Raw genomic sequence first — 22453 nt, forward strand, 5'->3', positions numbered from 1 at the left:
CATTTTCCATGGTGGTTTCGGGCCACACTCCTCAGCAGATGCAGGCGGCGGCCGAATCGGCCGCGTTGGCGCCTCCGCCGCCGGCTGAGCGGCCGCGGCCGCCGAAGCCGCGCTCCCGCATGATGCGGCAGTACGATCTCGTGGAACGGGTCCGCTCCTACAATCCGGATACGAACGAGGACCTGCTCAACCGCGCCTACGTGTACGCCATGAAGGCGCATGGGTCGCAGACCCGCGCGTCGGGCGACCCGTATTTCACGCATCCGCTCGAGGTCGCGGCCATTTTGACCGACCTGAAGCTGGACGACGCCACCATCGTCGCGGCGCTGCTGCACGACACGATCGAGGACACCGAGGCGACCCGTGCCGAGATCGACCGCTTCTTCGGCCCCGAGATCGGTGCGCTCGTCGAAGGCTTGACCAAGCTGAAGCGGCTCGAGCTGGTCTCGCGCGAGGCCAAGCAGGCCGAGAATCTGCGCAAGCTCCTGCTGGCGATCGCCGACGACGTGCGTGTGCTGCTGGTCAAGCTCGCGGATCGCTTGCATAACATGCGCACGCTGGAGTTCGTGCCGGAGGCATCGCGGCGGCGGATTGCCGAGGAGACGCTCGACATCTACGCGCCGCTGGCGGGCCGGATGGGCATGCAGGAGATGCGCGAGGAACTCGAGGATCTCTCGTTCCGGACGCTCGACCCGCAGGCCTACAGCGTGGTGATGCAGCGGCTCGATGCGCTGGCGGAGCGCAACCGCAACCTGATCGGCGAAATCGAGAGCCAGCTGGCCCGCAAGTTTCGCGAGCACGGCCTCACCGCGCGGGTGTTCGGCCGCCGCAAGCGGCCATTCTCGATCTGGACCAAGATGGAACGCAAATCCATCGGCTTCGAGCAGCTGTCCGACATCTTCGGCTTTCGCGTCATCATGCCGGATCTGGAATCCTGCTATCGTGCGCTCGGTATCGTGCATACGACCTGGCCTGTCGTGCCCGGCCGCTTCAAGGACTACATCTCGACGCCGAAGCAGAACGACTATCGCTCGATCCACACGACCGTGATCGGCCCGGGCAAGCAGCGCGTCGAGCTGCAGATCCGCACCGAGGAGATGGATCAGATCGCCGAGCTCGGCATCGCCGCCCACGCCTTCTACAAGGACGACCTCGCCTCGCCGACGGAACGGCTGAAGCGCGAATCGAACGCCTTCGCGTGGCTCCGCCACACCATCGGCATCCTTTCGGAGAGCGCCAACCCCGAGGAGTTCCTCGAGCACACCAAGCTCGAGCTGTTTCACGATCAGGTGTTCTGCTTCACGCCGAAGGGCAAGCTGATCGCGCTGCCACGCCACGCAAACGTGATCGACTTCGCCTATGCGGTGCATACCGACGTCGGCAACAGCGCCGTCGGCTGCAAGATCAACGGCAAGTTCGCGGCGCTGTCGTCGGAGCTGCAGAACGGCGACGAGGTGGAAGTGCTGACCTCGGATGCGCAGTCGGCGCCGCCCTCGGCCTGGGAAACGCTCGCCATCACCGGCAAGGCACGCGCCGCCATCCGGCGCGCCACCCGAACCGCCGTGCGCGATCAATATGCCGGGCTGGGCCGGCGCATCGTCGAACGTCTGTTCGAACGGACCAAGCTCGAATATGCCGACGACAAGCTCAAGGGCGCGCTGCCGCGTCTGGCGCGCGCCTCGATCGAGGACGTGATGGCGGCGGTCGGCCGCGGCGAGATCAAGGCCTCCGACGTCGCGCGCGCGATGTATCCGGACTACAAGGAAGAGCGCGTCGTGCGCTATGGCGCCAAGAAGACGGCCGCCGCGCCGGCGGCCAAGGCTGCCGCGCCCGCGGCCGAGCCCCACCGCGGCCCGTTCGCCATCCCGATCAGCGGGCTCAATTCCGGCCTGCCGGTGAAGTTCGCGCCGAACGGTGGCGCCGTGCCGGGCGACCGCATCGTCGGCATCGTGACGCCGGGCGAGGGGATCACGATCTATCCGATCCAGTCGCCGGCGCTGAAGGATTTCGAGGAGGAGCCGGAGCGCTGGCTCGACGTGCGCTGGGATGTCGATGAGACCTCGCCGCAGCGCTTTCCGGCGCGCATTCGCGTCGAGAACGTCAACGAGCCCGGCAGCCTCGCCCAGGTCGCCACCGTGATCGCCGAGCATGACGGCAACATCGACAACATCAGCATGAGCCGCCGCTCGCCTGATTTCACCGAGCTCACGATCGATCTCGAGGTCTACGACCTCAAGCATCTCTCGGCGATCATCAACCAGTTGCGCGCCAAGACCATCGTGGCGCGGGTCGACCGGGTGAATGGCTAATCTGCGGGGATGGCTGCGGCGTTCTGCTTCGGGATGCGCTAAACAAGCCGTAGTCTATTCGAAAGTCCTGCGAGCCGGCCCATGTCCGATCCGTCAAAGTCACATCCTCCGAAGCTGCGCCTCGGCGTCAACGTCGACCACATCGCCACCTTGCGAAATGCCCGCGGCGGCCGCAGCCCCGATCCGGTGCGCGCCGCGCTGCTCGCGATCGAGGCCGGGGCCGACGGCATCACGGCGCATCTGCGCGAGGACCGCCGGCACATCCGCGACGACGACATGGCGCGGCTGAAGGCCGAGATCTCCAAGCCGCTGAACTTCGAGATGGCGGCCACCGAGGAGATGGTGCGGATCGCGCTGGCGACGCGCCCGCATGCCTGCTGCCTGGTGCCGGAGCGGCGCGAGGAGCTGACCACCGAGGGCGGCCTCGACGTGGTCGGCCAGCACAAGGCGCTGGCGCCGGCGATCGCCCGGCTGAGCGATGCCGGCATCCGGGTGTCGCTGTTCATCGCCGCCGACCCGGCGCAGATCGAGATGGCGGCGCGACTGCGCGCGCCCGTGATCGAGATCCACACCGGCGGCTGGTGCGATGCCATCACCGACGGCCACCACGACAAGGCGGAGGTGGAGTGGGAGCGGATCGTGACCGGCGCCCGGCAGGCCTATGCGGCCGGGCTCGAGGTCCATGCCGGCCACGGGCTCGACTATGTCACCGCCGAGCGGATCGCGGCGTTGCCGGAGATCGTCGAGCTCAACATCGGCTACTTCATGATGGGGGAGGCGCTGTTCGTGGGCCTCGCCGAGACCGTCCGGACCATGCGCGCGGCCATGGATCGTGGCCGGGCGCGGCTGGGGACATCGGCATGATCATCGGCATCGGCTCCGACCTGATCGACATCCGCCGCGTGGCCGAGGTGATGGACAGGCACGGCGAGCGCTTCCTGAACCGGATCTTCACCGCGGCCGAGCGCGCCAAGGCCGAGCGGCGGGCCAAGAACGAGAAGATGGTGGTCGCCACCTACGCCAAGCGGTTCGCCGCCAAGGAGGCCTGCGCCAAGGCGCTCGGCACCGGCATCCGTCACGGGGTGTGGTGGCGCGACATGGGCGTCGTCAATCTGCCCGGCGGCCGGCCGACCATGCAGCTCACGGGTGGCGCGGCCGAACGGCTGAAGGCGCTGACCCCCGAGGGCCACGAGCCGCGCATCGACCTGTCGATCACCGACGACTGGCCGCTGGCGCAAGCCTTCGTCATAATTTCGGCGGTGCGCCGCGAGACATCCTGAAGGGCGGCCGCCCCGCAGGAAAAACAAAAATGCGATCGATTCCAGCGAGTTATGTAGTTTTGATACGGCGATTGATTGCGCGGCCCCGCGCAGTCGTCTAAAACCCGCCGGGATCGAACCGGCTGCATCACGGGCGGATTCTGGGTCAAACCGGAGTTGGCCTTAACCACCAGAATCAGGACAGACTCCCTTAAGCCGCGGAACGGTATGGTGTTCGCGGACGGAGGGGTGTTCGGCAACGGCTGGCGAATCGTCGGACCATTCGCCAAGGGACATTGAAAGAGCGATGAGCGTGACCTCCGGAACCAAGACTGAGAGCGGCCTCGGTGAAACCGTTCGTGTCGTCGTTCATGCGCTGCTGATCGCGTTGGTGATCCGCACCTTCCTATTCCAGCCGTTCAACATCCCCTCGGGATCGATGAAGGCGACCCTGCTGGTCGGCGACTATCTGTTCGTATCGAAATATTCGTACGGCTATAGCCACTACTCGATTCCGCTGTCGCCCCCGATTTTCTCGGGCCGCATCTTCGGCTCGGAGCCGAACCGCGGCGACATCGTCGTGTTTCGTCTGCCCAAGGACGACACCACCGACTACATCAAGCGGGTGATCGGCCTGCCTGGCGACCGCATCCAGGTGCGCGAAGGGCTGCTCTACATCAACGACAAGCCGGTGCAGCGCGAGCGGCTCTCCGATTTCATCGGCGAGGATCCCTGCGGGCAGCCGGACTCGACCGCGCGCGTCAAGCGCTGGAAGGAGACCCTGCCGAACGGCGTCAGCTATGAGACGCTGGACTGCGTCGACAATGGCTATGTCGACAACACCGCGGTGTATACCGTGCCGGCCGGCAACTTCTTCATGATGGGCGACAACCGCGACAACTCGACCGACAGCCGCTTCCTCAGCCAGGTCGGCTACGTGCCGTTCGAGAACATCGTCGGCCGTGCGCAGCTGATCTTCTTTTCCATTGCCGAAGGCGAGCATGCCTGGGCGTTCTGGCGCTGGCCGGTATCGGTGCGCTGGAATCGAATCTTCAAATTCGTGCGATGATCGACGACTCACCCGAAATCCAGACCACGCAGGCTGCCGCATCGAGCCCGCAACCCGGCACGGGTGCGCTGGAGGCAACGCCCAAGGCCGCGTCGCGGCCGAAGTCCGAGATCAAGCCTGAGCAGAAGAGCGAGCCCAAGGCCGAGCCCAAGACCGAGCCAAAGGCCGATTCCAAGACCGACGCGAAGCCGGTCTCCAAGCCAGACATGAAGACCGTCGAGTCCGAATCGGTGCCCGCTCGCCCGACCGAGGATGGGGCGGACCCGACCGCGCTCGTTGCCGAGGCCGATTCCGACGGCAAGCCGCGCAGCAAGGCGAAGGGCGGTCGCCGTACCAAGAGCGCGGGGACCAGCGCCGCCAAGGGCGCCAAGGCCGCGGACAAGGCCGCCAATGCCGCGATCGAGGCGCGCATCGGCCATCACTTTGTCGATCCGTCGCTGCTCAGCACCGCTTTTACCCACGTCTCGGCGCTGAAATCGTCCAAGAAGCGCGGCGACAGCTATCAGCGGCTCGAATTTCTCGGCGATCACGTGCTCGGCCTGATTGTGTCCGACATGCTGTACCGCTCGTTTCCGAGCGCGGACGAGGGCGAGCTGTCGAAGCGGCTCGCCGATCTCGTGCGCAAGGAGAGCTGTGCCGACGTCGCCAAGTCGCTCGGCCTGCTCGACGACATCAAGCTCGGCGCGGTCGGCGCCGGCGCCGGGGCGCGGTTGCGCAAGTCGGTGCTGGGCGACGTCTGCGAGGCGGTGATCGGCGCGATCTTCCTCGACGGCGGCTACACGGCCGCCGCTGGATTCGTCGAGCGCAACTGGACCGAGCGCATGCACAAGCCGCGGCGCCCGCTCCGCGATCCGAAAACGGTGCTGCAGGAATGGGCGCAGGGCAAGGGCCTGCCGACCCCGGTGTACCGGGAGGTGGAGCGCACCGGCCCGCATCACGATCCGCAGTTCCGTGTCGCCGTCGACCTGCCGGGGCTGGAGCCGGCCGAAGGCATCGGCGGCTCCAAGCGGGCGGCAGAAAAGGTGGCGGCATCGGTCATGATCGAGCGCGAAGGCGTCAGCGGCGGCAGCAATGACGGCTGAACAACAATCGGTGCCGGCTGCCGGGACCCGCTGCGGTTTCGTCGCGCTGATCGGCGCGCCCAATGTCGGCAAATCGACGCTCGTCAACGCGCTGGTCGGCTCCAAGGTCACGATCGTCTCGCGCAAGGTACAGACGACGCGGGCACTGATCCGCGGCATCGTCATCGAAGGCGCGTCTCAGATCATCCTGGTCGACACCCCCGGCATTTTCGCGCCGAAGCGCAGGCTGGACCGCGCCATGGTCACGACGGCCTGGAGCGGGGCGCATGATGCCGATCTCGTCTGCGTGCTGCTCGATGCCAAGAAGGGCATCGACGATGAGGCGCAGGCCATCATCGACAAGGCGGCTGCGGTCGCGCACGAGAAGATCCTGGTGGTCAACAAGGTCGACCTGGTGCCGCGCGAGAAGCTGCTGGCGCTGGTCGCGGCTGCCAACGAGAAGCTGTCGTTCGCGCGCACCTTCATGATCTCGGCGATCTCCGGCGACGGGGTCGACGATCTCAGGCGGGCCTTGGCGGAGATGGTGCCGCCCGGTCCGTTCCACTATCCCGAGGACCAGATGTCGGACGCGCCGATGCGGCACCTCGCGGCCGAGATCACCCGTGAGAAGATCTATTCGCATCTGCATCAGGAGCTGCCCTACCAGTCCACGGTCGAGACCGACAGCTGGACCGAGCGCAAGGACGGCTCGATCCGCATCGAGCAGACGATCTTCGTGGAGCGGGACAGCCAGCGCAAGATCGTGCTCGGCAAGGGCGGTGCGACGATCAAGTCGATCGGCGCGCAGGCGCGCAAGGAAATCGCAGAGATCACCGGCGTGCCGGTGCACCTGTTCCTGTTCGTGAAGGTGCGTGAGAACTGGGGCGATGATCCCGACCGCTACCGGGAGATGGGGCTCGAGTTCCCCAGGGAATGACAATGAGCGTGCCGCGCAACGTGTTGTGGTTCGAAGTGCTGCTCTACATCTCGCTGATGCTGGACGCGCTGTCGGTTGCCGTCTCCGACCGGACGCCGACCTTCGACGTAACCGAGGACATGATCACCACGCAGACCGTGCTCAACGGGGTGGTCATCCTGCTGCTGTTCTATTTCGTCTATCTGGCGGCGCAGCGCCGCAGGAACTGGCCGCGCTGGGTGCTGCTGGGGGCGCTGGTGCTGTCCGACATCTTCCTGGTGCAGGTGATCGGGCAGAAGGGCATGACGCTCGATGCCGGCATCGAGGTCATTTCCTGCGCGCTGACGACGATGGGCTTGTACTATTCGTTCACGGGCGATGCGCGCGGCTGGTTCAACGCGTGACACGGCTGGGCTGATGTCGCCGATCATGCGGAATTTGCGACCGCGCGCGACGCCTCGCGCGTGACGCGATCCAGACGTCCTGCGCCGTGCTGGATGCTTTCGCTTCGCTCGCAATGACGGTGTTTGCCGGGGGGCCGCTCGCTTCATGGAATGGACCGACGATGGCATCGTGCTGGGCGTGCGGCGGCACGGCGAATCCTCGGCGGTCGTCGAGCTGCTGACCCGCGAGCATGGCCGGCATCTCGGTCTCGTGCGCGGGGCGAGCGGCAAGCGCATGCGGCCGGTGCTGCAGCCGGGCAACACGGTGCGCGCTATCTGGCGCGCGCGGCTCGACGAGCATCTCGGCATGTACGCCATCGACGCGCTGACCTTGCGGGCGGCGGGGCTGATCTCCGCGCAACACGGCGCCTACGGCGTGACGCATCTTGCCTCGCTGGCCCGGCTGTTGCCGGAGCGCGATCCGCACGAAGACATGTACCTGCGGCTCGAACATGCGCTCGATGATTTCGAGGATGCGGGCGGCGCCGCCGCCCACATCGTGCGCTTCGAACTGGCGATCCTCGCCGAACTCGGCTTCGGGCTCGATCTCGACTCTTGCGCTGCGACCGGCGAGACCTCGGACCTGATCTACGTATCGCCGAAGTCGGGCGGCGCGGTGTCGCGCACGGCCGGGGCGCCATGGGCCGACCGGCTGCTGCCGCTGCCGCCCTTCCTGCGCGAGAGCGAGCAGGGCCATGGCTGGTCGCAGCAGGATCTGCTCGACGGTTTCCGGCTGACCGGCATGTTCCTTCTCCGTCACGTGTTGGAGCCGCGCGGGCAGGGCCATTCCGACGCCCGCGAGGGCTTCATCAACGCCGTGACGCGGGCAAGGCCCGCCTCGCGATAGGGCTCGTTTTCGACGTTCGTCGTCATGCGCCCGCGCGCTCGTTCGCCAACGTCGAGACTGACGACACACGCGCCGGCATCACGGCAAAGCTGATCCGGATACCGTCTCCGACTGTGACGTCATTCACATCCGCCTTCACATGACCGACGTAGGATCATGCAACAATCCTGGTTGATGAACATTTTCACATCATTTTGAAGTTGCGTCGTCCGCGGCTCATGGCGAAGATTGCAGCCCTTCGGCGAGATGCGTTTCGTGCGCGCCTTTTTTCATCACCGTGGGGCATTTCGATCATGAGCGATTTCGAGAACAGCAAATCCAGCAACGGGTTCACGTCCAAGCTGTGGCGTGGAGAGCGCATGACGATGATCGGCTTCGACGTCGCCGAGCCCGAACCCGATCTTGTCGGATTCTCGATCGAGGTGAAGTCGCCGGGCGCGCGGGATTTTTCCCAGTTGCGCAACAGGATCGCGTTTTCCTATCCGGCCGGGGCCGGCGCGGAGGTCGACGGCAACCGGAATTTCCCGTCGACCGAGGCACCGTTCCAGAAATTCCGCTGGATCCACTTTCCCTACCGGCCCAAGGATGGCGTCTATACGTATCGCGTCGCCAAGCAGCACATGCGCAACGACGGCACGCTCGTGGCAGGGACCAGCCTCACGCTCGACATTGCGCAGAGCGCGGTCACCTATGATGGCCTCATCGACATCGGTTTCACCCGCAACTTCGCCTCGTCTCAGGCCTATCGCGATCAGTTCGGCAACAATGCCGAGATCATCCCCGTCGAGAGCCGCGACGGGCCGAGCTTCGAGAAGCTCGACCTCGCCAACGAGGCCGGCGACAGCGTCTATGAGTGGCTGGGGTTCGAGGCCTACGACCTCCTGTTCGGCTTTTTGAAAGACGCCCTGGCGGATCCCGGGCTCACGCTCGACGTGATGGCCTATGACCTCAATGAGCCCGACGTGATCGGCCTGCTGGAGCAGTTCGGCCCGCGGCTGCGCGCGATCATCGACGACTCCAACGCCAAGGATAACAGCCACAAGCTGCCCGGCAGCGCGGAATCGCGCAGCGCCAAGCGCTTCAAGCAGGCGGGTGCTGCCGTGCTGCGCACGCATTTCAGCAATCTCCAGCACAACAAGGTCCTGATCACGCGCCGCAACGGCAAGCCCGAGAAGGTGCTGTGCGGCTCGACCAATTTCACGTTCCGCGGCCTCTATATTCAGGCCAACAACATGCTGGTCTTTCATTCGCCTGATGTCGCCGGGCTGTTCGGCGAGATGTTCGACATCGCCTTCGAGGACCCCTCGCTCTTCCGGAAGAATGATTTCTCCAAGAAATGGCACGCCGTCCATTCCGAGGGAAAGCCCACCGTGCAGCTCTGCTTCTCGCCGCACCAGGCCACCGATCTCTCGCTCAATCCGATCCGGGCCGCGATCGATCAGGCCTCCTCGTCGGTGTTCTACTCGGTCGCGTTTCTGAGCCAGCTCGGCGACGGTCCGACCAAGGAGGCGTTCGACCGCGTGATGGAGCGGCCGATCTTCAGCTACGGCACGGTCGACAAGCGCGGCGCCCTGGAGCTGCGCAAGCCCGACGGCTCGATCGGTCTCGTCGATTTCGCCTATCTCGCGAGCAAGGCGCCGGAGCCGTTCCGCAGCGAATGGTCCGGCGGCAAGGGCCGCAACATCCATCACAAGTTCCTGGTGACCGATTTCAGCCTGCCGACCGCGAAAGTGTTCACCGGATCGAGCAACTTCTCGCCGAGCGGCGAGAAGGGCAACGGCGACCATCTCATCATGATCGAGGACCGAAAGATCGCGACGTCCTATGCGATCGAGGCCACCCGCGTGTTCGATCACCTGCAGTTTCGCAACCGGATGCGCGACGCGTTCCACGGCAAGTCCGAGCGGCAGCGCGCTGCATCCGCGCCTGCCGCGATCACGCTGCGCAAGCCGACCGCATTGTCCGGCAAGCCGGCCTGGTTCGAGCGCTTCTATGTCGAGGGGTCGCAGGCTGAACGCGATCGATTGCTGTTCTCGTCCTAGATATCGCTACGGACAGAGTTGGAGACGACCATGCCATTGAATGACTATTCGCTTCTCAAGGGGCGGCCCATCAACAATCGTCTGGCGACGGGAAGCAGTCCGCACTATCAGGTGCAGGTCTCGGCCGGCGGTGAGCTCTATCGTATCGCCATCAATGTCCGCTCCCAGGATGGCAGCGAGGTCGAATTCCTGGTTCGCTCGCGCTTCGAACATCCAATCGTCGACGACCTGAAGGCGTTTTCGGAAGGGCTGCATCCGTTGGAGAGCAAGCCCGGCGGCGTGGCGCTCGATTTCATCCGGGGCAATCTGATGCAGCCATGGGAGCTGAAGCCGCTGCCGCTGTCGGCCGCGGGCCCCGACAACGATCTCAACGAGAAGATCGACGCCTACGTTCAGCGCGCCATGTCCGACGAGACGGCTCTCATCTATGCCTTCGGCGTCGCATGGGGACCGGAGGAGAAGGCGGACCGCTATTTCGGCTTCAAGCCCGGCCGCGGTATCCACGACATCCATTTCAACCAGGGCAATCCGCCCGGCCAATATGCCAAGGACAACGGTCCCTGGCAGGATGGCGGACTGCTCTTCGAGTTTCCCGACCAGCAGCAATGGGTCGCCATCTTCCTGAAATTCCAGACCCAGGCCTGGCATTCGGACGATGCCAGCGGAGGGGTCATCCTTCCGCCCGATCCCGATTACCCGAACGCGCCGCATACGCCTCCCGACCGCGACCACATTCCGCCGCTCGACGTGCCCGACGGGCTGGTGCGGATCATCGCGGCCTATGTCAACGACGTGCGCACGCCGGAGCACGAGACGGTCACGCTGCTGAACACCGCCGATGTCGACGTCGATCTCACCGGCTGGCAGATCAAGGACAAGCAGAAGAACGCCATGCAACTGAGCGGCATGATCGGGCGCGGCGCCACCCTGGTGGTGCCCATCGTCGCGCCGGTCGCGCTGTCGAACCGGGGCGGCATCATCACGCTGTTGAATGCCGCGGGCGTGAAGGTGCACGGCGTCTCCTATACGCGGGAACAGGCGGCGCAGCCGGGGCGCACCATCCCGTTCCAGTCGTGACCGCGTGTTCGGCGGAGCCGTCTTCTCGGAGCGTGCTCTCTGCTGGCGCAGCGGCGGGGTGACGTGTACTCCTGTCACGTAAGGGCCCAGGCGAAGGGGCTGCAGGTTGCAGTCCTGCGCACAGGCCACGGTGTGAGAGGAGAGCGTCATGGGAGTCCTGGTCGACGGCCAATGGCACGACGTCTGGTACGACACGGCGGCGTCCGGCGGCCGTTTCATCCGCAAGGATTCGGCGTTCCGTAGCTTCATCACGGCTGACGGCCGTCCGGGCCCATCCGGCACCGGCGGCTTCGAGGCCGAAGCGGGCCGCTATCATCTCTATGTCAGCCTGGCCTGCCCGTGGGCTCACCGCACCCTGATCATGCGCGCGCTGAAGGGGCTCGATGACATGATTTCGGTATCGGTCGTGCACTGGCTGATGCGCGAGCAGGGCTGGACGTTTGCCGAGGGTCCGGGCGTCGTGGCCGACAGCGTCAATCACGCCGGCCTTCTGCATCAGGTCTACACCGCCGCGGAGCCGCGTTATTCCGGCCGCGTCACCGTGCCCGTGCTCTGGGACAAGCAAAACCGCACCATCGTCAACAACGAGTCGTCAGAGATCATCCGCATGCTGAACTCGGCGTTCGACGGCGTCGGCGCCAGGCAAGGCGACTATTATCCGCAAGCCCAGCGCGATGAGATCGACGCCATCAATGCGCGCGTCTACGATACGCTGAACAACGGCGTCTACAAATGCGGCTTCGCGACCACGCAATCCGCCTATGAGGAGGCGATCGGCCCGCTGTTCGCCACGCTCGACTGGCTGGAGGAGCGGCTGTCGGCGCGCCGCTTCCTGCTCGGCGACACCATGACCGAGGCCGACATCCGGCTGTTCACGACGCTGATCCGCTTCGATGCCGTCTATGTCGGCCACTTCAAGTGCAACATCCGCCGCATCGCCGACTATCGGCATCTTTCAGCCTACACGCGCGATCTCTACCAATGGCCGGGGATCGCCGCGACAGTGAATTTTGAGCACATCAAGCGGCACTACTACGAGAGCCATCGCACCATCAATCCGACCGGCATCGTCCCGGTCGGGCCGTGGCAGGATTTCACCGCGCCGCACGACCGTGCGCGCCTCGCCGGGTCCTGACGAGCTCCGATGTCCGGCGAGCGCGATCTCGACACGCTGCTGCGCACGATGTCGCCGGAGCTGCAGGATGGCGTCTTCGTGTTCTGCACGCTCAGCGCCAGCGATGCGATGGCCGCGATGCTGTCGCCGCTGATGCTGTTCCGGGAGCGCGAGGGTGACACTCTCATCGTCCGGCGCGAGGACGCCGAACGGGCAGGGCTGGCGTATCGCTTCACCTCGCGCCTGATCACGCTGTCGGTGCTATCAGCGCTCGACGCGGTGGGCTTCCTCGCCAGGGTGACAGCGGCGCTGGCTGCTGCTGGCATCAGTGTCAACGCGGTCTCGGCCTTTCATCATGATCACCTGTTCGTACCCGAAGCGCAGGCAGAGCAGGCAATGCGGGTTCTGGAGGAGATGTCGCGCCGCGCGGCCGTCGGATGATGGCGCAGGGCCACGCCCCGGTCAGGCTTTGCTCCTGGTATGACTTCGCGACCGGTTGCGCTGGGGTGCACCCGGCTTCTTGCGTGATCTCGGCCGAGATCGATGCGCGTTGCGTGCGGCGCGCGGAGCCGGCGGCCGGCGCGGTCCGGTCAGCATTTGCGCGGCTTGCGCGCGCACCATGTCCATCAGCATCATCGCCGCCGGCGACAGGGTGCGGCCCTTTAGGCGCAGGATGCCGAACTGCGCCAGCAGCAGGTCGGATGCGCGCGGCTCTTTCAGCTCGGCCACATTGAGCCGGACCAGCTGACCGGAGGCCAGCTCGTGGGTGACGACCGCATCCCCCGCGACGAGCACGACGTCCGAGCGGACCGCCATTTGCACCAGCAGGCCGGCGTTCTCGGATTCGAGGGCGACATTGAAACCGCGTCCCCGTGGCGCGGCGATCAGGTCGTCCAGCCGCCGGCTGAAGTCCGGCGGCAGCGCGACGGAGGCGAAGTGCTGGCCGGCCAGATCGCGCGCCGACAGCTCCCGTCGCCCCGCCAACGGATGGGTCGGCCGGCAGTAGAAGTAGCCGGGAAGGCTTCCGAGCGGCTCGAGGTCCAGGCTGTCGTCGGTCCTGATGTCGGTGATGTGCGCCAGGAAGAAATCGAGCTTGCCTTGTTGCAGCACGTCCATCAGGGCGCGCCAATTGTCCTGCACCAGCTTGATGCGCACGGATGGATGCTCGGCATACAGCTGCGCCATCGCATCCGGCAGCAGCACTAGGCCCGTGAACGCGCCGACGCCCACCGTCACCTGGCCGGCATCGCCCGAGCGCAACAGCCGCATCTCGCGGCCGAGATCGTCGGCGCCCGACAACAGCGAGCGGGCCCGCGCCACCAGCCGTTCGCCGACCGCCGTGATCTCCACCGAGCGCGAGCTGCGGTCGAACAGCCGCATCCCCGCTTCGTCCTCCAGGGTCTGCAGGCTGCGGCTCAGCGCCGACTGGGTGACATGGGCGCGCTTGGCGGCCCGGGCGAAATGCCGCTCTTCCGCGAGGTAGACCAGCTGCTGCAACTGACGCAACGTTGGTGTGTGCATCGATGATCCCAGCTCATTGATCAAAGCATAACAATTCATTGGATTTCTGAGACCGTCAATTCCAAAATGGCACAAATACAAACAGGGGAAATGCCATGGCGGGGCCGGCCAAGTCGCCCCGAGCTGCGGCAGTTTCCCCGCAACAGGCTTTTCTCATGCCCAACGGCGCACAAGCTCTGATACGGACCCTGGTCAATTCCGGCATTCGGGTCTGCTTCACCAATCCCGGCACCTCCGAGATGCATTTCGTCGCGGCGCTGGACTCCGCGCCGGAGATGCGCGCCGTGCTGTGCCTGTTCGAAGGGGTGGCGACCGGTGCGGCGGACGGCTACGCCCGAATGACCGGCACGCCTGCGGCAACGCTGCTGCATCTCGGTTGCGGCCTCGGCAACGGCCTCGCCAATCTGCACAATGCGCGCAAGGGCAAGGTGCCCGTCGTCAACATCGTCGGCGACCACGCCACCTATCATGTCCCTTATGACGCGCAGCTCCAGTCCGATATCGAGACCGTCGCGCGCAACGTCTCGCCGGAATTCGTCTGGACCTCGCAGGTGACGTCGGAGCTGTGCCGCGACGCGGTGGCGGCCGTGAAGGCGGCGTGCTCCTGGCCCGGACAGGTCGCGACGCTGATCCTGCCGGCCGACGTGTCCTGGGGGGAGGGCGGCGTCGCCGAGCCGGCGCCGGTGATCGAGCCGCCGGCGCCTGCGGACGATGCGACCGTGCAGGCCGTCGCCGAGGCGATCAGGGCGGGCGGCCGCAGCGCTCTTCTACTCGGAGGCACGGCGCTGCACGAGGAGTCGCTGCTGGCGGCCGCGCGCATCGCCGCGACCTGCGGTGTGAAAGTCTACGCCGAAACGTTTCCAACACGCATGCAGCGTGGAACGGGCCTGCCGGCCGTCGAGCGGATCGCCTATCTCGCCGAGATGGCGCAGATCCAGCTCAAGGAGATCGACACCCTGATCCTGGTCGACGCCAAGGCGCCGGTGTCGTTCTTCGCCTATCCCGGCAAGAAGAGCTATCTGCCACATGACGGCTGCAAGGTGCTGACCTTGTCGACGCCGGCGCAGCACGCTGCGTGCAGCCTGACCAGGCTTGCCGCCGCCCTGGAGGCCGGGCGCGCCACGCCGGTATTGTCGCCGGCCTCGCGGCCCGGGCGTCCGCGCGGCAAGAAGCTGACCGCGGAAAAGGTCTGCAAGGCCGTCGGTCATCTCCTGCCCGAGAACGCCATCATCATCGACGAGGCGATCAGCTCCGGCCTGATGCTGTCGAAATTCACCGCGGGCGCGCCGCGCCACGATCTGATCACTTTGACCGGCGGCGCCATCGGGCAGGGGCTGCCGAATGCCATCGGGGCGGCGATCGCCTGTCCCGACCGGCCGGTCATCGCGCTGATCGGCGACGGCAGCTCGATGTATACGATCCAGTCGCTGTGGACGATCGCGCGCGAGCGGCTCAACGTCACCGCCATCATCTTCAACAACGCCTCCTACTCGGTGCTCAACGTCGAGCTGGAACGTGTCGGCGCCGAGGAGATCGGACCGAAGGCGCGGGCGCAGCTCGACCTGCACGGGCCGGTCCTCAAGCTCGCGCAGATCGCCGACGGCATGGGCGTGCGATCGACCCGCGTCACCACGCCGGACGAACTCACCAGCGCCTTGCAGGGGGCGCTGGCGCGGCCGGGGCCCCATTTGATCGAGGCGATGGTGCCGCCGGCGCTGACCGGCCTCAAGCTGAAGCTCCTGCCGCACCTCCTGGGATCGCTCGACCGCGTTCCGTTGCCGGTGGCGCGGATGCTCAAGCGCAAGATCGCGCCGTGACATGAGCGCGACGCTGCAATCCGATGTTGTCATCGCCGGCGGCGGTCTTGCCGGCATCGTCACCGCGCTGGAGGCACTGCGCGCCGGCAAGTCGGTGACGATCGTGGACCGGGACACGCCCGAGCGGCTCGGCGGGCTGGCGCTGTGGGCATTCGGCGGCATGGCGCTGATCGGCACGCCGTTGCAGGCGCGCATGAAGATCCCGGATACGCCGGAGATCGCGTTGCGCGACTGGATCAGGTTCGGCGAGCTCGATGCCGCCGAGCACTGGCCGCTGCAATGGGCGCGCTACTACGTCGCGCATTCCCGCAGCGAGGTCTACGACTGGCTGCTGGCGCACGGCGTGACGTTCATGCCGGCAGTGAACTGGGTCGAGCGCGGCCGGTACGGCGACGGCAATGCGCTGCCGCGCTATCACATCGTCTGGGGCACCTCGCAGCGGCTCACGCGCGTAATGATCGAAGCGATGCGCGCGGCCGACGGTGGCGGCAGGCTGACGGTGCTGCACCGTCATCGCGTTGTCAGCCTCGATCGCGCTGCCGGCGCGGTATCGGGCGTGGTCGCCGTCAACGAGGAGACGGGCGCCGAAATCCGCATCGCCGCGCCGCTGACGGTGCTGGCGATGGGCGGCCTCAATGGCAGCCATGCGGAGGCCCGCGCCAACTGGATCAAGGGCCGGCCGCTGCCGGCGGCGATGCTGAATGGCGCGCATCCGTTCTCCGACGGCAAGTTGCATCACCACGCGGCCGAGGTGTTCGGCGCCGAGATCACGCATGCCGGCGAGATGTGGAACTACGCCGCCGGCATCCCGCATCCGTTTCCGCATTTCGAGGGCCATGGCCTGTCGCTGGTGCCGTGCAAATCGGCGCTGTGGCTCAATCACAGGGGCGAGCGCATCGGGCCCGAGCCGCTGGTGACCGGCTTCGACACCCATGATCTGTGCCAGCGCGTCGCGGCGCAGGAGAAGCCGTATACATGGCATCTGTTGAACTGGCGCATCGGCGCCAAGGAGTTCGCCATCTCCGGCGCCGAGCACAATCCGCGCATCCGCGACCGGCAGATGCCGATGTTCCTCAAGGAGACCCTGCTCGGCAATCATCGCCTGGTCAGGCAGATGCAGCGCGAGAGCCGGCATTTCCTGGTCGACGAGACGCTGACCGGTCTTGCCGCCAAGATGAATGCGCTGACCGGCACCGGCGACGTGAAGCCGGAGGTGCTGCAGGCCACCGCCGACGCCTTCGATGCGAACTTTGGGAATGGCGACAAGCTCCACAATGACGATCAGCTGCGCCGCATCCTGCACGCGCGGCAATGGGGCCCCGACAAGCTCCGCACCTGCAAGCCTGCGCCGCTGCAGGCCCCGGGCGCCGGGCCTTACATCGCCATTCATATGCAACTGATTACCCGCAAGAGCCTCGGCGGCCTCAAGACCGATCTGCAGAGCCGGGTGCTCGACACCACGGGTGCGCCGATCGGCGGGCTCTATGCGGTCGGCGAAGCCGCCGGCTTCGGCGGCGGCGGCGCGTCCGGCAAGCGTTCGCTGGAGGGCACGTTCCTGCCGGGTTGCATTCTCACCGCACGGGCGGCGGTGCGCGCGATGTGACGGCTACGGGAACCGTAGGAGTCGGCGGAACCGCCGCTGAATTTTTGCTCCGTCACTGTCGATCCGGTGCTGCGACGTTCGTCTTCAAGGCACAGGAGATGGAGACCCGTCATGAAGATCTACTGGATCAAGGCCCAGGCGCCGCGCCGCGTGCTGGCGCTGGTCAAGCATCTCGGCGTGCCCGCCGAGTTCATCGACATCAGCCGCGGCCTGAAGACGCCGGAGTTCGCCGCGCTCAACCCGAATATGAAGGCGCCGGTGCTGGTCGACGGCGACACCGTGCTGTGGGAGTCGACCGCCATCATGGCGCACCTCTGCATCCGCGAGAGCTGCGACATGTGGCCGGCGCGCAATCCGCAGGAGCAGATCGAGGTGCTGCGCTGGCTGGCGTGGAACGACTGCCACTGGGCGCCGGCGGTCGGACCGTTCTATTTCGAGCACATCGTCCGCAAGACGTTCGGCCTCGGGGCGCCCGACCGTGCCGCGCTGGCCGGCAAGGTCGCCAACCTGAAGACCTTCGCCGCCGTGCTCGATGCGCATCTGCGGGCGCGCGGCCACGTCGCCTGCGACCGGCTCACCATCGCCGATTTCGCGGCCGCCTCGATGGCGACCGACTGGCGCGAGGCCGAGATGCCGATGGAGGCGTTTCCGAACATCGTGCGCTGGCTCGATGGCCTGATGCGGCTGCCGGCGTGGGCCGAGCCGTGGCCGGAGAAACGCTCGGTCGCGGCCTGAGCGTCACGGCTGCGCGATGCCGTGGCCGAGCTGCTTGGAGATCTCGGCCGCACACGCGCGCAGGCGGTTGGCGAGCGGGGACTGCCAACCGGCGTCGAAGGTGCCGGCCGGGCCCATCGCGGTGATGACCAGTGCGACGTGGCCGGCGTGATCGAACACCGGTGCGGCGAAGGCATTGACGCCGGGCAGCGGATCGCCGATGGCGCGCGCCAGGCCCTGTGCGCGCACCTCGGCCAGCATCTCCGCCACTTTCGGGCTCTTCGGTGCGCGCTTCGGATTGTAGCCGACACCGAGATGATCGAGGCCGGTGTCGAGCGCGGCCTTCACGGTCTTCGGCGGCAGGAACGCCGCGAACGCGCGGCCCGTCGCCGTCTCCAGCAGCGCCATGATCGAGCCGACGCGCATCACGATGTGCACCGGATGGCTCGGCTCCTCAAGCCGCACCACGGTTGGGCCATTGGTGCCCCACACCGCGAGCGATACCGCGTGATCGATCGCGCCGGCGAGCGCTGCGATCTTCGGGGTGGCGATCCGGACCGCCGACAGCCGCCGCAGGCTGATCAGGCCGAGCTCGAGCGCCAGCGGGCCGATCTCGTAGCGGCCGGTGGTTTCGTCCTGCTCGATCAAACCGATGCGCGAGAAGCTGACGAGATAGGGATGCGCCTTGGCCGGCGGCAGCCCGGCCTCGCGCGCGAGGTCGCGCAGCATCATCGGCTCGCCGCTGCGCGCCAGTGCCTGCAGCAAGGTGCCGCCGACCTCGATCGACTGGATGCCGCGGCTCTCTCGTCCCATGTCTTGTTGTGCCCCTGGTCCGGCGCCGTGCCTACACCGCCAGGAAGCCGCCGTCGACCGGCAGCGTGACGCCGTTGACGTAGGACGCCATGTCGGAGACCAGGAACGCCACCGGGCCAGCGAGCTCCTCGGGCTGGCCGACGCGGCCGAGGGGCGTGCGGCTCATGAAGCCGGCGAGCCGCTCGGGATCGTTGCGGGTCGACTCCGTCATCGCGGTGGCGATCACGCCGGGGGCGATGGCATTGACGCGGATGCCGTCCGCGGCGAGCTCGCGCGCCAGCGCCTGGGTCAGCGACTTCACGCCGCCCTTGGACGGCGAATAGCCGAGCGTGTTGCTGATGCCGACGAAGGAGGCGACGGATGCAATGTTGACGATCGTGCCGCGCGTCGCGCGCAAGGCGGCAAGGAAGGCGTAGGTGACGTTGAACACGCCGTTGAGATTGACGTCGAGTACGCGCTGCCAGTTCTGTGGCGCACGCGGCGAGTCGATGTTCTCGCGAATGATGATGCCGGCATTGTTGACGAGGATCGAGATGGCGCCGACCTCGGCGCGCAATTGCGCCGCCAATGCGGTGCATCCGGCGGCGTCGGTGACATCCAGCCGATGCGCCCACGCCTGGCGGCCGTGCTCGCGGATCTCGGCGGCGCAACGCTCGGCACCCTCCAAGTCGATGTCGGTGATGACGACATCGGCGCCGCGGCCGGCGAGGCCGAGCGCAATCGCGCGGCCATTGCCGTGCGCCGCCCCTGTGACCAGCGCAAGCTTGCCGGCCAACATCTGACTGTCGCTCATGCGGCGCTCCTTTGGCCAGCGCGTTCGGCGAGATGGCGGCCGGCAATGTAGCCGAAGGTCAGCGCCGGTCCCAGCGTGATGCCGGCGCCCGGATAGTTGCCGCCCATGATGCTCGCCATGTCGTTGCCGGCGGCATAGAGCCCCTCGATCGGGTGGCCCTGGGCGTCGAGCGCGCGGGCATGCGCATCGGTGCGGATGCCGGCATAGGTGCCGAGATCGCCGATCACCATCTTGATGGCGTAGAACGGCCCGTCCTTGATCGGCGCCACACACGGGTTCGGCCCGTGCAGCGCATCGCCCTGATAGCGATTGTAGGCGCGCGAGCCCTTGCCGAACGTGGGATCCTGGCCCAGCGCGGCATCGGCGTTGAACGCGGCGACGGTTGCTTCGAGCCCCCGCGGATCGATGCCCGTCGTGCTCGCGAGCTCGGCGAGCGTCGCGCCGCGCTTGAGATAGCCGGTGCTCAGATGGTGCCCGAGCGGCATCGGGAACGGCGGCACGCAGCCGAGGCCGTAGCGGCGCAACGAGCGGTGATCGGTGATCAGCCAGGCCGCGATCTCGCGGCCGGGCTTCGCCGCCTTGACCATCGCCTGCACGAAGTCGTGGTAGGAATTGCCTTCATTGGCGAAGCGCACGCCGTCCGCGGTCACTGCGATCACGCCGGGTTTGGCACGGTCGATGAAGTGCGGCATCACGCCCTTGCTGCCGTCCTTGCGCGTGGTGACGGAGACCGGCACCCAGGCCGCCGCGTGCGGCAGGCCGTCCTCGACCCGGCCGCCGACGGCCTCCGCCAGCCGCAGGCCGTCACCGGTGTTGCCGACGGGGCCGGGCGACACATGCTCCTGTCCGGTCGGCGCATGCGGAAACATCGCCTTGCGCCTCTCGACGTCATGCGGGAAGCCGCCGCAGGCCAGCACCACGCCGAGCCGCGCATTGACCCTGATACGCTTGCCCTGCCGCGTCACCACGGCGCCGCGCACGGCCTCGCCGTCGCGGATCAGCTCGGCCACCGGCGACGACAGCCACAGGGGAATGCCGAGATCGAACGCGGATTTCGCCAGCCGCCCCGCCAGCGCATTGCCGTTGGTCAGCGTCATGCCGCGGCCATGGCGCAGCACGTCCAGCGCATGCTTCGACAGCCGCTTCGCGACGTAGAACGCCGACGCCAGCGACTTGGTCGCGCGCATGAAGTGGATGATCTCCTTGCCGGAGCCGAGCATCATGCCGAACACGGTGAGCTCGGGCAGCGGCTGGCCGAGATCCTCGATGTGACGCCCAAGCTCGCGACCGTCGAACGGCCGGGTCACCATCGAGCGGCCGCCTTGGGTGCCGCCCGGCGCCTCCGCGTGGTAGTCCGGAAAGGTCAGCGGCATGTCGAACTTCAGCGCGGTCTTGCTGGTGAAGAAGTCGACGGCCTCCGGCCCCTTGGTCAGGAACGCGTCGACGCGCGCCGCATCGAAACTGTTGCCGGCCTCATGGCGCAGATAGGTGCGTGCCAGCTCTGGCGGCTCATCGATGCCCCAGGCCTTGGCGAGCGATGTGCCCGGAATCCACAGCCAGCCGCCGGATCGCGCCGTGGTGCCGCCGAAGCGCGGCTCCTTCTCGGTCACGATGACCTTCAGCCCGGCATGGGCGGCGGTGACCGCCGCCGACAGCCCGGCGCAGCCGGAGCCGACCACCAGCACGTCGCAATCATGGGTGTCGCCGGCCGGGTGATCTGCTCCGCTCATGTGCGCGCTCCTACTTCTTCAGCAGCGGGCACTTGGATTCGGAGACCGGCCGGAACGCATCCTCGCCCTTCACGGTCTTGACGATCTCCAGATAGTCCCACGGCTCCTTCGATTCCGACGGCTTCTTGACGCGGGCCAGATACATGTCGCGGATGACGCGGCCGTCCTCGCGCAGCTTGCCGCCGTGAACGAACGTATCCTCGATCGGCAGCTCGCGCATCTTCGCCATCACCGCCTTCGGATCGTCGGTACCGGCCGCCTTGATGGCCTTGAGATAGTGCAGCACGGAGCCATAGACGCCGGTCTGGATCATCGTCGGCATCACCTTGGCGCGGGCGAAGAACTTCTTCGACCAGGCGCGGGTGTTGTCGTCCATGTTCCAGTACGACGCCGTGGTCATGTAGGTGCCTTGCGCGGCCTCGAGCCCGATCGCATGCACGTCGGTGTCGAACATCAACAGGCCGACCAGCTTCTGGCCGCCCTTGACCAGGCCGAACTCGCCGGACTGCTTGATGGCGTTGTCGGTGTCCTGCCCGGCATTGGCGAAGGCGACGACGTCGGCCTTCGAGCTCTGCGCCTGCAAGGCGAAGGAGGAGAAGTCGGCAGTGTTGGTCGGATGCTTGACGCCGCCGAGGATGGTGCCGCCGAGCTCCTTGATGAAGCGCGTGGCGTCCTTCTCCAATTGCTGGCCGAAGGCATAGTCCGCGGTGATGAAGTACCAGGATTTTCCGCCCTGGCCGATCACGGCCGAGGTCGTCACCTTGGACAGCGCATAGGTATCGTAGGTAAAATGCACGGTGTTCGGGCTGCACAGCTCGTCGGTCAGCGAGCTCGCGCCGGGCCCTGACAGCAGCGCGATCTTGTTGCGCTCCCGCACCATGTTGTGCACGGCGATCGCGATACCGGAGTTGGGGATGTCGACGACCGCGTCGACCTTGCCGTTGTCGAACCAGTCGCGCACGACCGTCGTTCCGACGTCGGTCTTCATCTGGTGATCGGCGCTGATGATCTCGATCGGCTTGCCGAGCACGGTGGGGCCGAACTCTTCGACCGCCATTTTCGCCGCCTCGACCGAGCCCGGGCCGCTGTTGTCGCGGCCCCAGCTCGAGAGATCGGTGAGCACGCCGATCCGCACCACGTCGTCAGAAACCTGGGCTGAAGCGCCTGTCGCGATGAATGATGTCGTTGCCAGGAACGCGCAGGCGAGCAGCTGCCGTCGCATGAAGATCCTCCCCGTTTTGCTCCGCTCTGTCGGCGGCGACGGGAGTTAGACATTGACGAATAGATTTGTCAATTGCGAACGGGTGGGACGTGGCGCAGGGGCT

Annotated in this window: 20 protein-coding genes; 15 read left to right on the forward strand and 5 right to left on the reverse strand. The window is 66.6% G+C overall.

What is annotated here, in order from left to right; genetic code table 11:
* Nucleotides 1-8: 8 nt before the first annotated feature.
* The 12 genes from ACQR0W_RS25800 to ACQR0W_RS25855 all read left to right on the forward strand — a co-directional run bounded on the left by ACQR0W_RS25800 (nucleotide 9) and on the right by ACQR0W_RS25855 (nucleotide 12578).
* The gene (locus ACQR0W_RS25800; RefSeq protein ID WP_315711393.1) at nucleotides 9-2309 is read left to right on the forward strand and encodes a RelA/SpoT family protein; all 2301 of its coding nucleotides are present in this window, start codon (nucleotides 9-11) and stop codon (nucleotides 2307-2309) included.
* Between the two features lie 81 nt (nucleotides 2310-2390).
* On the forward strand, nucleotides 2391-3173 hold the full coding sequence (locus ACQR0W_RS25805) for a pyridoxine 5'-phosphate synthase (RefSeq protein ID WP_315827226.1): 783 nt from the start codon (nucleotides 2391-2393) through the stop codon (nucleotides 3171-3173).
* Nucleotides 3170-3589, forward strand: coding sequence for a holo-ACP synthase (acpS, locus tag ACQR0W_RS25810; protein WP_315711397.1), 420 nt, complete (start codon nucleotides 3170-3172; stop codon nucleotides 3587-3589). The genes ACQR0W_RS25805 and acpS overlap by 4 nt, the downstream gene beginning before the upstream one ends.
* Before the next feature lie 286 nt (nucleotides 3590-3875).
* Nucleotides 3876-4637, forward strand: a complete 762-nt coding sequence (gene lepB, locus ACQR0W_RS25815; protein ID WP_315711399.1) for a signal peptidase I — start codon at nucleotides 3876-3878, stop codon at nucleotides 4635-4637.
* Entirely contained in the window at nucleotides 4634-5719 is a 1086-nt protein-coding gene (gene rnc, locus ACQR0W_RS25820) for a ribonuclease III (protein ID WP_316171398.1), read from the forward strand. Before lepB ends, rnc begins: the two co-directional genes overlap by 4 nt.
* The gene (gene era / locus ACQR0W_RS25825) at nucleotides 5709-6635 is read left to right on the forward strand and encodes a GTPase Era (protein WP_315711401.1); all 927 of its coding nucleotides are present in this window, start codon (nucleotides 5709-5711) and stop codon (nucleotides 6633-6635) included. The genes rnc and era overlap by 11 nt, the downstream gene beginning before the upstream one ends.
* Nucleotides 6636-6637: 2 nt before the next feature.
* Nucleotides 6638-7018: a hypothetical protein gene (locus tag ACQR0W_RS25830; protein WP_315711402.1), complete on the forward strand. Its 381-nt coding sequence runs from the start codon at nucleotides 6638-6640 to the stop codon at nucleotides 7016-7018.
* Nucleotides 7019-7163: 145 nt separating this feature from the next.
* Nucleotides 7164-7904 (forward strand): DNA repair protein RecO, encoded by a 741-nt coding sequence (recO, locus tag ACQR0W_RS25835; protein ID WP_315827223.1) that lies wholly within the window; start codon nucleotides 7164-7166, stop codon nucleotides 7902-7904.
* 293 nt (nucleotides 7905-8197) lie between these two features.
* Nucleotides 8198-9946, forward strand: a complete 1749-nt coding sequence (locus tag ACQR0W_RS25840) for a phospholipase D-like domain-containing protein (protein WP_316165154.1) — start codon at nucleotides 8198-8200, stop codon at nucleotides 9944-9946.
* A gap of 30 nt (nucleotides 9947-9976) precedes the next feature.
* Entirely contained in the window at nucleotides 9977-11023 is a 1047-nt protein-coding gene (locus tag ACQR0W_RS25845) for a DUF2278 family protein (RefSeq protein WP_315827221.1), read from the forward strand.
* Between the two features lie 148 nt (nucleotides 11024-11171).
* Entirely contained in the window at nucleotides 11172-12158 is a 987-nt protein-coding gene (locus tag ACQR0W_RS25850) for a glutathione S-transferase family protein (protein WP_316171397.1), read from the forward strand.
* A gap of 9 nt (nucleotides 12159-12167) precedes the next feature.
* The gene (locus ACQR0W_RS25855; RefSeq protein WP_315827219.1) at nucleotides 12168-12578 is read left to right on the forward strand and encodes an ACT domain-containing protein; all 411 of its coding nucleotides are present in this window, start codon (nucleotides 12168-12170) and stop codon (nucleotides 12576-12578) included.
* A 21-nt stretch (nucleotides 12579-12599) separates the two neighbouring features.
* On the opposite strand, the gene ACQR0W_RS25860 is transcribed toward ACQR0W_RS25855, so the two are convergent.
* Nucleotides 12600-13658, reverse strand: a complete 1059-nt coding sequence (locus ACQR0W_RS25860; protein WP_315827218.1) for a LysR family transcriptional regulator — start codon at nucleotides 13656-13658, stop codon at nucleotides 12600-12602.
* 155 nt (nucleotides 13659-13813) lie between these two features.
* On the opposite strand from ACQR0W_RS25860, the gene ACQR0W_RS25865 reads away from it, so the two are divergent.
* From ACQR0W_RS25865 to ACQR0W_RS25875, 3 genes are all read left to right on the forward strand, one after another.
* Nucleotides 13814-15475, forward strand: coding sequence for an acetolactate synthase large subunit (locus ACQR0W_RS25865; protein WP_316187306.1), 1662 nt, complete (start codon nucleotides 13814-13816; stop codon nucleotides 15473-15475).
* Between the two features lies 1 nt (nucleotide 15476).
* Nucleotides 15477-17078: an FAD-binding protein gene (locus ACQR0W_RS25870; protein ID WP_316187305.1), complete on the forward strand. Its 1602-nt coding sequence runs from the start codon at nucleotides 15477-15479 to the stop codon at nucleotides 17076-17078.
* Nucleotides 17079-17189: 111 nt separating this feature from the next.
* The gene (locus tag ACQR0W_RS25875; RefSeq protein ID WP_316187304.1) at nucleotides 17190-17813 is read left to right on the forward strand and encodes a glutathione S-transferase family protein; all 624 of its coding nucleotides are present in this window, start codon (nucleotides 17190-17192) and stop codon (nucleotides 17811-17813) included.
* A 3-nt stretch (nucleotides 17814-17816) separates the two neighbouring features.
* On the opposite strand, the gene ACQR0W_RS25880 is transcribed toward ACQR0W_RS25875, so the two are convergent.
* The 4 genes from ACQR0W_RS25880 to ACQR0W_RS25895 are packed head-to-tail and all read right to left on the reverse strand — an operon-like array spanning nucleotide 17817 to nucleotide 22350.
* Nucleotides 17817-18605: an IclR family transcriptional regulator gene (locus ACQR0W_RS25880; RefSeq protein WP_316165159.1), complete on the reverse strand. Its 789-nt coding sequence runs from the start codon at nucleotides 18603-18605 to the stop codon at nucleotides 17817-17819.
* A 31-nt stretch (nucleotides 18606-18636) separates the two neighbouring features.
* Nucleotides 18637-19398, reverse strand: coding sequence for an SDR family NAD(P)-dependent oxidoreductase (locus ACQR0W_RS25885; RefSeq protein WP_316175187.1), 762 nt, complete (start codon nucleotides 19396-19398; stop codon nucleotides 18637-18639).
* Nucleotides 19395-21128, reverse strand: coding sequence for an FAD-dependent oxidoreductase (locus tag ACQR0W_RS25890; RefSeq protein ID WP_316187303.1), 1734 nt, complete (start codon nucleotides 21126-21128; stop codon nucleotides 19395-19397). Before ACQR0W_RS25890 ends, ACQR0W_RS25885 begins: the two co-directional genes overlap by 4 nt.
* A 10-nt stretch (nucleotides 21129-21138) precedes the next feature.
* A complete protein-coding gene (locus ACQR0W_RS25895) occupies nucleotides 21139-22350 on the reverse strand; it encodes an ABC transporter substrate-binding protein (protein ID WP_316187302.1) in 1212 nt (403 codons plus the stop codon).
* Nucleotides 22351-22453: the final 103 nt, after the last annotated feature.

The organism is Bradyrhizobium sp. HKCCYLRH1034 (assembly GCF_051168375.1).
In the GTDB taxonomy this organism is placed as follows: domain Bacteria; phylum Pseudomonadota; class Alphaproteobacteria; order Rhizobiales; family Xanthobacteraceae; genus Bradyrhizobium.

Coding starts and splice junctions, on each gene's coding strand:
- ACQR0W_RS25800 (WP_315711393.1), top strand. CDS start 9: ATGGTGGTTTCGGGCCACACTCCTCAGCAGATGCAGGCGGCGGCCGAA.
- ACQR0W_RS25805 (WP_315827226.1), top strand. CDS start 2,391: ATGTCCGATCCGTCAAAGTCACATCCTCCGAAGCTGCGCCTCGGCGTC.
- acpS (WP_315711397.1), top strand. CDS start 3,170: ATGATCATCGGCATCGGCTCCGACCTGATCGACATCCGCCGCGTGGCC.
- lepB (WP_315711399.1), top strand. CDS start 3,876: ATGAGCGTGACCTCCGGAACCAAGACTGAGAGCGGCCTCGGTGAAACC.
- rnc (WP_316171398.1), top strand. CDS start 4,634: ATGATCGACGACTCACCCGAAATCCAGACCACGCAGGCTGCCGCATCG.
- era (WP_315711401.1), top strand. CDS start 5,709: ATGACGGCTGAACAACAATCGGTGCCGGCTGCCGGGACCCGCTGCGGT.
- ACQR0W_RS25830 (WP_315711402.1), top strand. CDS start 6,638: ATGAGCGTGCCGCGCAACGTGTTGTGGTTCGAAGTGCTGCTCTACATC.
- recO (WP_315827223.1), top strand. CDS start 7,164: ATGGAATGGACCGACGATGGCATCGTGCTGGGCGTGCGGCGGCACGGC.
- ACQR0W_RS25840 (WP_316165154.1), top strand. CDS start 8,198: ATGAGCGATTTCGAGAACAGCAAATCCAGCAACGGGTTCACGTCCAAG.
- ACQR0W_RS25845 (WP_315827221.1), top strand. CDS start 9,977: ATGCCATTGAATGACTATTCGCTTCTCAAGGGGCGGCCCATCAACAAT.
- ACQR0W_RS25850 (WP_316171397.1), top strand. CDS start 11,172: ATGGGAGTCCTGGTCGACGGCCAATGGCACGACGTCTGGTACGACACG.
- ACQR0W_RS25855 (WP_315827219.1), top strand. CDS start 12,168: ATGTCCGGCGAGCGCGATCTCGACACGCTGCTGCGCACGATGTCGCCG.
- ACQR0W_RS25860 (WP_315827218.1), bottom strand. CDS start 13,658: ATGCACACACCAACGTTGCGTCAGTTGCAGCAGCTGGTCTACCTCGCG.
- ACQR0W_RS25865 (WP_316187306.1), top strand. CDS start 13,814: ATGCCCAACGGCGCACAAGCTCTGATACGGACCCTGGTCAATTCCGGC.
- ACQR0W_RS25870 (WP_316187305.1), top strand. CDS start 15,477: ATGAGCGCGACGCTGCAATCCGATGTTGTCATCGCCGGCGGCGGTCTT.
- ACQR0W_RS25875 (WP_316187304.1), top strand. CDS start 17,190: ATGAAGATCTACTGGATCAAGGCCCAGGCGCCGCGCCGCGTGCTGGCG.
- ACQR0W_RS25880 (WP_316165159.1), bottom strand. CDS start 18,605: ATGGGACGAGAGAGCCGCGGCATCCAGTCGATCGAGGTCGGCGGCACC.
- ACQR0W_RS25885 (WP_316175187.1), bottom strand. CDS start 19,398: ATGAGCGACAGTCAGATGTTGGCCGGCAAGCTTGCGCTGGTCACAGGG.
- ACQR0W_RS25890 (WP_316187303.1), bottom strand. CDS start 21,128: ATGAGCGGAGCAGATCACCCGGCCGGCGACACCCATGATTGCGACGTG.
- ACQR0W_RS25895 (WP_316187302.1), bottom strand. CDS start 22,350: ATGCGACGGCAGCTGCTCGCCTGCGCGTTCCTGGCAACGACATCATTC.